We start from the raw sequence: 13684 nt of genomic DNA on the forward strand, positions 1-13684 counted from the left end.
TTTTTAAATTTAAAGTTATGTATAAGTTAATATTTATGTTTCTTTTTTTTGTAAAATCCTGCTCGTTTTTAACATCAAGCGATGATGTTTATATGTGGATGGAAAAAGACAGTGAGAAACTAGATGTATGGCTTCACCATCAAGATTCAATTTACAAGTGTTTAAGTGATAACTACATTCAAGAAAAGTTGTTGTTTAAGCAGAAAATTAGTCATGACAAATCTGATTCATTAATTTTTTTAAATAAAAAGCGTGTTGGAGCTTATTATGTTTATCAGACTAAAGATGGTATTTATTATCAAAAAACTGATCAAATAGATCAACAAAAATTATTTCTAAGTATAGATGAACTTAAATTCTATCCTAAAATAGTTGAAACCAACTACAGTAATTATTTAATAATTAAAGGCTCTCGCTTTTTAAATGATAATGTCACTCTTCAAGTTTGGGATTTGGACAAGAAAGTTTTAATTACTGAATTACAAATTTATGACCGACCACAAGCGCAAGCAACTTCAACACATCTTTATTTTTTAAAAAATGATAAGAAAACTAAAAAAGAACTTAAGAAATTTAATTTTGAAGATCGATACATTAAAAAAGCCAATTTAAAAAGTAAATATTCATTTAAAGTCATCGACTCTACTTCTGTTTTGACAAAATTAAAAAATGAAGTATATATTTATTCTGAACATTTTAAGCAAAATAAACCTGAAGTTATTAAACTTCCTGGTAACTTAAAATATATTGGTAAGAATAATACTTCAATGTATTTCTATAATAATCTTGTAAATATTACTAGTTTTTATAGTTATAATATCAAAAAAAAAGAATTCCATGAAATATACCAGTTAAATCGGAAAGTTAATATTGAGAAATGTATATATCATAAGGATATTATTTATTATTCATTTATAGAAAGGGGTAGAAATAATTTATATTCCCTTAATTATAAAAAACAAAGTTGTAACCCTATATTATCAGATGAGTTGGCAAAAATCGAATTTGAAAAACATAGAGATAATTCAATTTTAGTTACTTACAAATCTTTTAAGATTCCTGTAAAAAAATATGAGTTTTCACCTGAAAATGATTTGACTTTAAAATATAAAAATATTAATCAAGATTTAGTAGATTTCAAAACTGTACAAAAGTGGGTGAAAAATGATAATGATAGTATACCTCTTATTTTTTATTATAAAAATTCATTGGTAAATAGTTTTTCGCCAACAATTGTTAATGTGTATGGTGGCTTTAATAAATCAATACAGCCAAGTTATTCTAAATATATTAATTCATTTGTAGAGAAAGGTGGTGTTTTTGTAATTGCGGGAGTTCGTGGTGGTGGTGAGAATGGAATAAATTGGCATACTTCAGCTACTTTGCTAAATAAAAAAAACAGTTTCTATGATTTTGAAAAATGTTTAGATTACATAATAGAAAACAAGATTTCAACTTCTGATCAAATTGCAATTTTTGGTGCATCAAATGGTGGCTTAATTGTAAATAATGCAATATTAAAATTTAGCGAAAAATTCTCGGTTGCTATAAGTATGTTTGGTTTGGCAGATATGTTAAATTATACAAAATACAATCAGCCTAAATGGTATAATGAGTTTGGTAATCCTCAAAATGAAAAAGTTAAAGAGTATCTCAAAAGTTATTCTCCACTTCATAATTTAAAAAAAATAGAAAATGAAAATCTTAAAATTCTTTTCATTACAGGTGATAAAGATCTTAGGGTTTCACCTTTCAATTCTTATAAATTTGTTAACGGGTTGCAAGAATTTGGAAATCAAGCATATTTAAAAGTATTTCAAAATGTAGGTCATAATTTCGAAAATGGTAAATTAGACGAATTGTACACTGAAACCTATTCATTCATTTTCAGTAATTTAAAATTTGAGAAATACAATCTTAATGATTGAAATTAACAATTATAAAGACGTATATTGATGATTCACAATATACCTAATATTTTATATCCAAAATATCTTGTGTATCTGTAAGGTGTATTTTAAGGCTTTATAGAATCAATTTGAATATTTCAAAATTCAAACTGGATAAGCTGCTTTGGAAATCATATCCGATGTCTAAATAATTCCTTATTTTTGCTTTCCTAACTTTTTAAAGTATTTATTCATGTCAATGACCAATATACCAAGTGTAGACTTAGCTGATTTTTTATCGGACGACCCCAAACGAAAACAAAAATTTGTAAACGAAATAGGAAGTGCTTACGAAGAAATTGGTTTTGTGGCACTTAAGAATCATTTTTTAGATGATGAGCTTGTAGAGAAGTTATACAAAGAAGTAAAATCCTTTTTTGCTTTACCTGAAGATACGAAAAGAAAATACGAAAGAGAAGATATTGGTGGTCAACGCGGCTATGTTTCCTTCGGTAAAGAACATGCAAAAGGAAAAAAAGAAGGCGATTTAAAAGAATTTTGGCACTTTGGTCAAGAACCCGATAAAAATGCAAACTTAACCGAAGAATATCCAGAAAATGTGGTAGTAAAAGAATTACCGCAGTTCAATGCTGTAGGAATGGAAGCCTACAAAATGTTAGAGAAAACAGGTATTTATGTTTTGCGTGCTTTGGCGCTACACATCGGTATAAACGAGCATTATTTTGACCATTGGGCAAGCAATGGAAATTCAATTTTGCGTCCCATCCATTATCCGCCCATAACAGAAGAGCCTAAGGGTGCTGTTCGTGCCGGCGCGCACGGAGACATCAATTTAATTACCTTGTTAATGGGTGCATCAACTGGTGGTTTGCAAGTTCAGCGCAAAGACGGAGAATGGATTGATGCCATTCCTAATGAAGATGAATTGGTCATTAACGTAGGCGATATGTTAGAGCGACACACCAATAACAAATTGCGTTCAACTATACATCGTGTGGTAAATCCACCAAAGGAAGAATGGGACAAACCGCGTTATTCCATACCATTTTTTATGCATCCAAGAAGCGAAATGAAATTGGATTGTTTAGAAGAATGCATTTCGGAAGAAAATCCGAAGCAATATGAAGACATTACTGCTGGCGAGTTTTTACATCAGCGTTTGGTTGAAATTGGCTTGATTAAAGATAAAAAGTAAGACCAGCTTCAATGGATTTACAAGACCAGTTGAAAAATTTATTTCCAGACCATACACCCGATGAAAATGCAAACGAAGAAAATTCATCTGTGAATAATGGAATTTGGCTTCAAGATGAAGCCTTAGAATGCCATTTTGTAAAAAGAAAAGGCAAAGCAAATACTATTATTAAAGGCTATAACGGAGCCGATGAAGATTTCAAGAAATTAGCAAAAACCCTTAAAAAAGAACTTGGAGTCGGTGGTAGTAGTAAAAATAACGAAATTATTATTCAAGGAGATTACCGCAAACAAATTATTCAGATTTTAGAAGAATTGGGTTTTAAAACCAAACGTGTAGGCGGCTAAATCTTCATTTCAAATAGTTCTATGAATACAAAAGATGCAAATGGCAATTTGCTTGCAGATGGCGACACAGTTGTTTTAATTAAAGATTTAAAAGTGAAGGGAACTTCTACCACATTAAAAAGAGGCATGAGTTTTAAAAACATTCAACTAACCAATACCGAAGGAGAAATTGAGTGTAGAAACAAAAAAATTAAAGGATTGGTTTTAAAAACTCAATTTGTAAAAAAAGCATAAACATGGCTATAAAAGAATCAGAATTAATTATTAATCCAGATGGAAGCGTTTACCACTTAAATTTAAAGCCAGAACATATTGCTGACACCATTATTACAGTTGGCGACCAAAATAGGGTAGACCGAGTAGCTCATTTTTTCGATGATGTTATTTTTGAAACCCAAAAACGCGAATTTAAAACCAAAACAGGTTTTTATAAGGGGAAAAAATTAACGGTTATCTCATCAGGAATAGGAACTGATAATATTGATATTGTATTAAATGAACTTGATGCTCTAGCCAATATCGATTTTAAAACCCGAACTATAAAAAAGAAAATTAAGCAGCTTCAAATTGTCCGAATTGGTACATCAGGTAGTTTGCAAAAAGATGTACCGGTAGATAATTATGTGGCTTCAACAAGTGGAGTTGGTTTTGATGGGTTACTACATTATTATGCTCATAAGGCAGATGTAGTTAATCAAGCAACAACCCAAGCTTTAATTCAGCATTTGCAAGATTCACCCAAAAAAGCAGAACCCTATGTGGTAGATGCCAATTCTAGTCTACTCCAAAAATTTAAACTTTCTAACGAAAAATTATTAAATTTTGGCTTAACTGGTACTAACGTAGGGTTTTATGGTCCACAAGGTCGTGTTTTGCGTTTGCCCCTTTCCAAGCCCAACTTTATAGATAGTTTAGCAAGTTTTGAATTTGAAAAGCAGAAAATTACAAATTTAGAGATGGAAACAAGCGCCATTTATGCTTTAGCTAAAATGTTAGGCCACCAAGCTCTTTCTGTAAATGCAATTATTGCTAATAGAGCAATGGGGACTTTTAGTAAACAACCAAAAGACTTAGTAGATAATTTAATTCAGTTTGTATTACAAATACTTACAGAAGACTAAACGTATGCAGACCATAAAAATAGGTGGTGTTCCAGAACATTTTAATTACCCATGGCATCAAGCTATAAAAAAAGGGGCTTTTAAAGCCGTAGGAATCGATTTGCAGTGGCAAGATTTTCCTGGCGGAACAGGAGAAATGAGCGATGCGCTAGCCAAGCAAGAAATCGATTTAGCCATTATGCTAACCGAAGGAAGCGTTAAAAAAATATGTGATGGCCTAGATTTGCGTATTGTTCAAAAATATGTAGATTCTCCGTTATTATGGGGTATTTATGTTAAATACAATTCTGAAATTGAAACAATTGAAGAACTTGAAAATAAAACAGCTGCTATTAGCCGCGAAGGTTCTGGTTCACATTTAATGGCTTATGTAAATGCTAAAAATGAAAATTGGGATACTCAAAATTTAAATTTTCAAATTGCTCATCATCTTGATGGTGCAGTTGAAGCAATTCAACAAAATGAAGCTGATTATTTTATGTGGGAACATTTTACTACAAAACCTTTGGTTGACAATAAAATATTTAAACATATAAACGATTGTCCTACACCTTGGCCTTGTTTTGTAATTGTTGCAGAAAATAAATTTATTAAAAAAAATACTTCTGCAATTAAAAATATTCTTAACACAATTAATAAACAAACTCAAGCTAATGCCAATAATAAAAATTTAGCACAAGAAATTTCAGAAGCTTACCGTTTAAAACTAATAGATGTGCAAAAATGGCTAAGCCAGACACGTTGGAGCCAAGCACAAATTTCTAGTACTGAAATAAAAACCACCTTACACGAACTTGAAAGCCTTGATTTAGTAGAAATTAATGGGGGTGAAAATTTTTTCTGAAAAATTAAAAATAATACGCAACCTTTTTAAAAACTTACAATCTATAAAGTAGAAACAATTCAAAAAATATGCTGTTATCCATTTTATTTATTTTAGGAACACTGGTTTTTGTAAATGTATTTTTATTGATTTTTAGTTGCAATACACCAGACGACGAAGCAATAAAGTCGTATCGAATCAAAATTAGATTTCCCAAACAAAAGAAAACCAAATCTAATCCAGCATATCAATTGGCAGCCGATAAATAATTACGAATTCTCAGGAATTTTACCTATAATTCCATCAAAATTTGATTTTAAAATTGGCAATTCTTGCAAAATATTCCCATTAACTCTAAACGGTTTTTTTATTTCAACTTGTTTTAACTTGTAATTGAATACAATAGGAATAATTGGAACTTTTGCTTTTTCGGCAATATAATAAAACCCTGTTTTCCATTGCTTCACTTTTTTTCGTGTTCCTTCCGGGGCAATCGCTAACCTAAATTCAGTTCTCGAATTGAAAATCGCTACTATTTGATCTACCATCTTTAAAGATTTAGATCGATCTACTGGAGCACCACCCATCCATTTAAAATACCCGCCTAAAAACGAATCAAACAATTCTTTTTTGCCTACAAAATGCATATCCAAGTTAATAATTTTCCTAACTAAAACACCGATATAAAAATCATGCCAGCTGGTATGCGGAGCAACTATTAATATAGATTTTTTAATATTTGGATCCATTTCTCCAATAATTTTCCAACCTAAAAGACTTTTAAAAATAAATTTGGCGATCCAATGCATATTCACATTAATTGAGCCATTAAAAGTACACTAAAGCATGAAAAAAACCTTATATCTTTAATAAATATAATAATCCATACAACGCTTGGTTAAATTTTAAGTCAAAATATTAAATCGATTCACTTTAAAAGTAGAAATTTGCCAATACTACTACATTTGAAACAAAAATCTATGAAGCGAATTTGCTTAGTCTTTTTTATTTGTTTAGTTCAGTTGAGTTTTGCTCAACAACCACCAAAACCCAGCGCTGTTGAAATTTTTGAAACTATAAAAAAACTAAATTTCTTTGGAAATGTAATGTATGTAGCAGCTCATCCTGACGATGAAAATACTAGATTAATAGCATACTTTTCAAAACATTATCATGCACACACTACCTATATTTCCTTAACAAGAGGCGATGGTGGCCAAAATTTATTGGGTGCAGATTTAAATGAAAAATTGGGCATAATTAGAACACAAGAATTATTAGCAGCTAGAAAAATTGACGGCGGACATCAACTTTTTACACGAGCTATCGATTTTGGCTATTCAAAAAACCCAGATGAAGCACTTTCAACGTGGAATAAAAATGAAGTTTTAGCCGACTTAGTTTTTGCTATTCGAAAAAACAAACCTGATATTATCGTAAATCGGTTCGATCACCGAACCCCAGGAACTACCCATGGTCATCATACGGCTTCGGCAATTCTGGCAATGCAAGCTTTCGATTTGTCTGCTAATAAAAACGCTTTTCCAGAACAACTAAAACTTGTTGAACCTTGGCAGCCCCAAGCCATTTACTTTAACGATTCATGGTTTTTTTACATAAATAGAGAAGCTTTTCAAAATGCAAATCACGAGCAGCATTTAGCCATAAATATGGGGGAGTTTTATCCAGATATTGGTCTTCATAATAACGAAATCGCAGCTTTGAGCCGAAGCATGCACAAATCGCAAGGTTTCGGAAACACGGGAACCCGAGGTGATCAAATTGAATATTTGGAGTTGTTGAAGGGCGAACTTCCTTCAGCTGAAAATCTATTTGAAAACATTGAAACTTCATGGAAACGCCTTCAAGATAAACAATACAAAAAAATTCAACAGCATTTATTACAGGTTGAAGCAAACTTCGATTATCAAAACCCACATCAGAGTATTCCTGCATTAGTTGAAGCCTATACTTTGCTTCAGCAAGCTAAAAATTCGTTTTGGAAAGACAGAAAAATAAAGGAATTAAAAGAACTTATTGTAGCATGCTCTGGTTTATTTTTAGAAGCTAGAACAACAGAGACTTATACCAATCCCGGTAAAAAAGTTCAAGTTTTTGTAGAAGTAACAAATCAATCTAATACTGAAATTAAGCTCAAATCAGTTCGAGTTTTAGGGAGTAAATCTAACGAAATTAACAACATTAATTTATTGCCCAATCAAAAAAATGAATGGGAAACACAAATTGAAATCCCTTTAAACCAAGTTTCGAGCAATCCGTTTTGGCTCAACCAACAACCGGGAAAAGCTTTGTACAAGGTCGATGAAATTTGGAAACGTAATCTTCCTGAAATTTCAAATACTTTACCTATCGCTTTTCAATTAGAAATCAATGGTCAAAGCTTCAACATTACAAGAAATTTAGTGTACAAATATAACGATCCAGTTGATGGTGAAGTGTACGAGAACTTTTTAATACTCCCGCCAGTTTCACTCTCATTTCAGAAAAATATTATGGTTTTTTCTGGTGAAGAAGCAAAAGAAGTGCAGTTAAACCTAACCAATTATGGAAGTACTGAAGCGCTTCAAATTAATTTTAATCCAACTTCTGCTTGGAAAGTTGAACCTGAACAGTTAAAAGTAAAATTCAATAATTTGAATGAAACTCAAAAAGTTAAATTGAAAGTTACTCCACCAAAAGATGCTTCAGAATTAAACTTAATGCCAAAGGCAACAAATTTAAACGGAATAGTTTACAACTCAAAAGTAGAAGTATTAGACTACACCCATATTCCAAAACAAAGTTTTATCCAGCCCAGCCAGCTTCAATTAATTAAATTAGATGTACAAACTAAAGGAGAAAAAGTTGCCTACATTCAAGGTGCTGGAGATGATGTAGCCGAAGCGATTTTGGAATTAGGTTATCAAGTAGAAGTTTTTTCAGTTGAAGATATTTCTTCAGAAAAATTACAATCTTTTGATGCAGTCGTGGTCGGAATTCGTGCCTTCAACATTTATGATGCTTTTGCGTTTAAAAAACAAACTTTATTCAACTATGTAAAAAATGGCGGAAATCTAATTGTGCAATACAACACAAGCCGTGGTTTAAAAACAGAAATTAGCCCGCTACCGCTTCAACTTTCAAGAAATAGAGTAACAGACGAATATGCAGAAGTTCAATTTTTAGCTCCAAATCATCCCATTTTAAATTTCCCAAACAAAATTACTCCAACAGATTTTGAAAATTGGGTGCAAGAACGTGGTTTATATTTTTCAGATCAATGGAGCGATAAGTTTATAGCCATCTTAGGTATGCAAGATCCAAACGAGCCAATTTTAAAAGGAAGTTTATTAACCACAACATATGGCGATGGACATTTTACTTACACAGGCTTAAGCTTTTTTAGGCAACTTCCCGCAGGGGTAAAAGGTGCTTACCGATTATTAGCTAACCTATTATCCTTAGGAAATGAAAAATAAAAAATTTACTTGGCATAAAACCTATACTTTATTGTTAATTCTTAATGCAGTATATATTGTTTTTTTCTACTGGTTTATGAAAAATTATTAGCGAATGGAGTTAGTCGATGCAATTGTTTTAATTTCTACACTCGCTTTTATTGTTATTTATGGAAGCTATAAATCGCGGGGAAGCAAAAACGTAAGCGATTTTATAAAAGGAGGAAACGAAGCCAAATGGTGGACGGTTGGATTGTCTGTAATGGCAACTCAAGCCAGTGCAATTACTTTTTTATCAACTCCTGGGCAAGCTTTTAACGATGGAATGGGTTTTGTGCAATTTTACTTTGGTGTTCCCATTGCTATGGTAGTAATCTGTATGGTTTTTTTACCCATCTACCATAAGTTAAAAGTATACACCGCTTATGAATATTTAGAGTCTAGATTCGATCAAAAAACGCGGACTTTAACTGCTTTGTTGTTTTTAATTCAACGTGGTCTAGCAGCAGGAATTACCATTTTTGCTCCAGCCATTGTATTATCTGCCGTTGTTGGCTGGGACTTATTTACGCTGAATATTATTATTGGTGTTTTAGTAATTATCTACACCGTTTCAGGTGGAACGAAAGCCGTAAACGTAACCCAAAAACAACAAATGGCAGTTATTTTTGCAGGCATGTTTATCGCTTTCTTCTTTATTTTGAATCATTTGCCAGACGATATTAGCTTCAATCAAGCCTTAAAAATTGCTGGTTCTAGCGGAAAGTTAGAGGTCTTGGATTTTTCATTCGATTTCGAAAATCGATACACCTTTTGGAGTGGTATTTTAGGCGGAACTTTTTTAGCTTTATCCTATTTTGGAACCGATCAAAGTCAGGTGCAGCGTTACCTATCAGCTAAGTCCTTACGCGAAAGCCAAATGGGTTTATTATTCAATGGGTTTTTAAAAGTGCCTATGCAATTTTTCATTTTATTGGTTGGTGTTATGGTTTTTGTTTTTTACCAATTTGAAACTGCTCCACTAAACTTTAATCCAGCAGCACAAAATGCAGTATACGAATCAGAATATAAAGCAGATTACGAAAATTTAGAAGCTCGGTTACACGAAATTCAATTACAAAAAAAGGAAATTGCCACTCAATTTGGATCGATTGCTGCTGAAGATGAAGCATCCCAACAAATATTACAAACTCAAGTAGCTGCCTTAAATACAAAAGAGTTTGCTATTCGCGATGAAGCAAAATTGCTTATTAAACAAGCCGATTCAACCATAGAAACCAACGATAAAGATTATATTTTTATCAGTTTTATTTTAGATTTTCTACCCAAAGGTTTAGTAGGTTTGCTTTTGGCTGTTATTTTAAGTGCAGCCATGTCATCTACAGCTTCAGAATTGAATGCATTGGCAAGTACAACTACCATGGATTTGTTTAAGCGCAATGTAAAAACAAAAAAATCGGATAAATATTTTTTAAATGCATCAAAATTATTCACTTTAGGTTGGGGTATTTTTGCCATTGCTTTTGCTTGTATTGCTTATTTGTCAGATAACTTAATTCAATTGGTAAACATCATTGGTTCGATTTTCTATGGCAATGTGTTGGGTATTTTTTTATTAGCTTTTTTTATTAAATATGTAAAAGCTAAATCGGTTTTTATCGGTGCTTTAATTACGCAAGTTATTGTTTTATATGTTTGGTATATCGACTTAATGCCGTATTTATGGCTGAATATTTTTGGTAGTGCTTTGGTGATTTTTATTTCAATTACGCTGGAGTATTTCTTCAGAAACAACAAATAAACAGGCCTTGTTTTTAGTTTTGTTGAAGTTTTTGATTTTTACAAATCTTCAATAAAAGTGAAGTGCCACATTATTAAAATTTCTTTTTATCCTAAATTGAATAATGCTACTTTTGCAACTTCTTAAGTACAAACGATTCATACGTATAATTATGCAATACAACTTCAATGCAATTGAAGCCAAATGGCAAAAAAAATGGGCAAAACAAAAACCATTTCAAGCTAAACAACCAGCCGAATTAACTGAGCAAAAACCGCCTTTTTATGTGCTAGACATGTTTCCTTATCCATCGGGAGCGGGTTTGCATGTTGGGCATCCACTCGGTTATATTGCTAGCGATATTTATGCGCGTTACAAACGCCATAAAGGCTTTAATGTGTTGCATCCACAAGGTTACGATTCGTTTGGCTTGCCAGCAGAACAATACGCCATTCAAACAGGTCAACATCCAGCTAAAACCACCGAAGTAAATATTAAACGCTATCGTGAACAATTAGATAAAATTGGTTTTTCGTTCGATTGGAGTCGTGAAGTTCGCACTAGCAATCCCGATTATTACCGTTGGACACAGTGGATTTTTATTCAATTGTTTGAAAGTTGGTATAATCAAGAAACAGATAAAGCAGAACCGATTTCAAACCTAATTCAACTTTTTGAAAAACATGGGAATATACAAGTAAATGCAGCTTCCGATGAAGATGTTGAAACTTTCTCTGCTGAAGTTTGGAGTGCGTTTTCAGACCATAAAAAAGAAGCAATTCTCTTACAATATAGGCTCACTTACTTAGCAGAAACCGAAGTGAATTGGTGTCCTGCCTTAGGGACAGTTTTAGCGAATGACGAAATTGTAAACGGAATTTCCGAACGTGGAGGACATCCTGTTGTTCGGAAAAAAATGAAGCAATGGAGTATGCGTATTTCCGCTTACGCAGAGCGTTTATTACAAGGTTTAGAAAATTTAGACTGGACTGAAAGCCTTAAAGAAAGTCAGCGCAATTGGATTGGAAAATCAGTTGGTGCTCAATTAAGATTCAAAATTGAAAATTTTGAATCTTTTATCGAAGTGTTTACAACTCGCCCAGATACTATTTTTGGAGTTTCGTTTATGACTTTAGCTCCTGAACACGAATTGGTTGCTAAAATAACTACTCCAGAACAAAAAGAACAAGTGGAAGCTTACATAAAAGCAGCTTCACTAAAAAGCGAACGCGATCGCATGGCTGATGTAAAGAGCATCACTGGTGTTTTTACAGGTGCGTATGCAGAACATCCGTTTACCAAAGAACCCATTCCGATTTGGATTGGCGATTACGTATTAGCAGGTTATGGAACTGGAGCGGTTATGGCCGTACCATGTGGCGACCAACGGGATTACGATTTTGCAAAATACTTTAATATTCCGATTCCTAATGTGTTTAAAGATGTTGATATTTCTGAAAAAGCGCATGCTGATAAAGACCATACAATTATTGCGAATTCAGATTTTTTAAATGGTTTAAATGCTAAGGAAGCTATTGCTAAGGCCATTGAAAAACTTGAGAAAATTAGTGCTGGAACTGGAAAAACTAATTACCGATTGCGCGATGCAGTTTTTTCACGTCAACGCTATTGGGGCGAACCATTTCCCGTATATTATGTAGATGGATTGCCTAAAATGATCAATGAAAAGCATTTACCTTTACAATTACCAGAAATCAATGAATATCTTCCAACCGAAGATGGAGCACCACCTTTAGGAAGAGCAGATTTTTGGGCTTGGGATACCAAAAATAATAAAGTGGTTGACAACAAATTAATCGACCACAAAACTATATTTCCATTAGAATTAAATACCATGCCAGGTTGGGCAGGGAGTTCGTGGTATATGTTTCGATATATGGACGCGCATAATAACAGCGGCATTGCTTTAAGTGAAGCTTTGCAGTATTGGAAAAATGTCGATTTATACATTGGCGGAAGCGAGCATGCCACTGGTCATTTGTTATATTCTCGCTTTTGGACCAAGTTTTTAAATGACTTAGATGTTCTTCCAGTTGAAGAACCTTTCAAAAAACTCATCAACCAAGGAATGATTTTAGGCGAAAGTGCATTTGTACATCGATTAAAAGATTCAAATACATTTATAACTGCTGATCTTATTGAAGGAAAAGAAACTCAGCCAATTCACACAGATGTTTCGCTTGTCAATTTTTCAAACGAACTTGATATTGAAGGCTTTAAAAACTGGCGACCCGAATTTCAAGACGCAAAATTTATCACCGATGAAAATGGGAAATACATTGTAAGTCGTGAAGTCGAAAAAATGTCGAAATCCAAATACAATGTAGTAAATCCAGACGATATTTGTGAAGATTTTGGAGCAGATACTTTACGCATGTACGAAATGTTTCTTGGTCCGTTGGAGCAAGCAAAGCCATGGAATACAGCAGGAATTACAGGAGTGCATAACTTCTTAAAGAAACTTTGGAAGTTGTATCACAATGGAGATAAATTTGAAGTTTCAGGGCAGTCAGCTTCTAAAGAATCGCTTAAAACTTTGCATAAAACCATCAAAAAAGTAACGGAAGATATCGAAAATTTCAGCTTTAATACTTCGGTTTCTACGTTCATGATTTGTGTAAATGAATTGACCCAACAAAAATGCAATTCAAAAGAAATACTAGGACCATTGGCAGTTTTAATTTCGCCTTATGCACCACATATTGCAGAAGAATTATGGGAGAAGTTGGGGAATGAAAACGGAATTTCTGAAGCAAATTACCCTGTTTACGAAGAGAAATACTTAAAGGAAGACAACAAGACGTATCCGATTTCGTTTAACGGAAAAATGCGCTTTACCTTAGATTTATCTTTAGATTTAAGTAAAGATGAAATTGAAAACGCAGTAATGCAAGACGAACGTACACAAAAGCAATTGGAAGGGAGAACACCTAAAAAAGTAATTGTAGTACCTGGAAAGATTGTAAATATTGTTGGATAAATTAAAGTTTTGCTAAAATGTCAGCAGCAAACAATTTGGCTGATTTTTT

At 32.8% G+C, this 13684-nt stretch carries 11 protein-coding genes; 10 read left to right on the forward strand and 1 reads right to left on the reverse strand.

What is annotated here, in order from left to right; all coding sequences use genetic code 11:
* Nucleotides 1–17 precede the first annotated feature (17 nt).
* The 7 genes from IEV63_RS04360 to IEV63_RS04390 all read left to right on the forward strand — a co-directional run bounded on the left by IEV63_RS04360 (nt 18) and on the right by IEV63_RS04390 (nt 5665).
* The gene (locus IEV63_RS04360; protein WP_188405569.1) at nt 18–1928 is read left to right on the forward strand and encodes a prolyl oligopeptidase family serine peptidase; all 1911 of its coding nucleotides are present in this window, start codon (nt 18–20) and stop codon (nt 1926–1928) included.
* A gap of 220 nt (nt 1929–2148) precedes the next feature.
* Nucleotides 2149–3105: an isopenicillin N synthase family dioxygenase gene (locus IEV63_RS04365; RefSeq protein WP_188405636.1), complete on the forward strand. Its 957-nt coding sequence runs from the start codon at nt 2149–2151 to the stop codon at nt 3103–3105.
* A gap of 11 nt (nt 3106–3116) precedes the next feature.
* Entirely contained in the window at nt 3117–3452 is a 336-nt protein-coding gene (locus IEV63_RS04370; RefSeq protein ID WP_188405570.1) for a translation initiation factor, read from the forward strand.
* A 21-nt stretch (nt 3453–3473) separates the two neighbouring features.
* Nucleotides 3474–3686 (forward strand): alkylphosphonate utilization protein, encoded by a 213-nt coding sequence (locus IEV63_RS04375; RefSeq protein ID WP_188405571.1) that lies wholly within the window; start codon nt 3474–3476, stop codon nt 3684–3686.
* Between the two features lie 2 nt (nt 3687–3688).
* Nucleotides 3689–4573: a nucleoside phosphorylase gene (locus IEV63_RS04380; RefSeq protein WP_188405572.1), complete on the forward strand. Its 885-nt coding sequence runs from the start codon at nt 3689–3691 to the stop codon at nt 4571–4573.
* Nucleotides 4574–4577: 4 nt separating this feature from the next.
* Nucleotides 4578–5417 (forward strand): substrate-binding domain-containing protein, encoded by an 840-nt coding sequence (locus IEV63_RS04385; protein ID WP_188405573.1) that lies wholly within the window; start codon nt 4578–4580, stop codon nt 5415–5417.
* Nucleotides 5418–5485: 68 nt separating this feature from the next.
* Entirely contained in the window at nt 5486–5665 is a 180-nt protein-coding gene (locus IEV63_RS04390) for a hypothetical protein (RefSeq protein ID WP_188405574.1), read from the forward strand.
* On the opposite strand, the gene IEV63_RS04395 is transcribed toward IEV63_RS04390, so the two are convergent.
* Nucleotides 5666–6205 (reverse strand): 1-acyl-sn-glycerol-3-phosphate acyltransferase, encoded by a 540-nt coding sequence (locus IEV63_RS04395; protein ID WP_188405575.1) that lies wholly within the window; start codon nt 6203–6205, stop codon nt 5666–5668.
* A 171-nt stretch (nt 6206–6376) separates the two neighbouring features.
* Between IEV63_RS04395 and IEV63_RS04400 the strand changes: the two genes are divergently transcribed.
* From IEV63_RS04400 to leuS, 3 genes are all read left to right on the forward strand, one after another.
* Nucleotides 6377–8875: a PIG-L family deacetylase gene (locus IEV63_RS04400; RefSeq protein WP_188405576.1), complete on the forward strand. Its 2499-nt coding sequence runs from the start codon at nt 6377–6379 to the stop codon at nt 8873–8875.
* A 94-nt stretch (nt 8876–8969) separates the two neighbouring features.
* On the forward strand, nt 8970–10655 hold the full coding sequence (locus tag IEV63_RS04405) for a sodium:solute symporter family protein (protein WP_188405577.1): 1686 nt from the start codon (nt 8970–8972) through the stop codon (nt 10653–10655).
* A gap of 151 nt (nt 10656–10806) precedes the next feature.
* The gene (gene leuS / locus IEV63_RS04410) at nt 10807–13635 is read left to right on the forward strand and encodes a leucine--tRNA ligase (protein WP_188405578.1); all 2829 of its coding nucleotides are present in this window, start codon (nt 10807–10809) and stop codon (nt 13633–13635) included.
* The last annotated feature ends 49 nt before the right edge of the window (nt 13636–13684 follow it).

Source organism: Psychroflexus salis, assembly GCF_014640175.1.
GTDB lineage: Bacteria > Bacteroidota > Bacteroidia > Flavobacteriales > Flavobacteriaceae > Psychroflexus > Psychroflexus salis.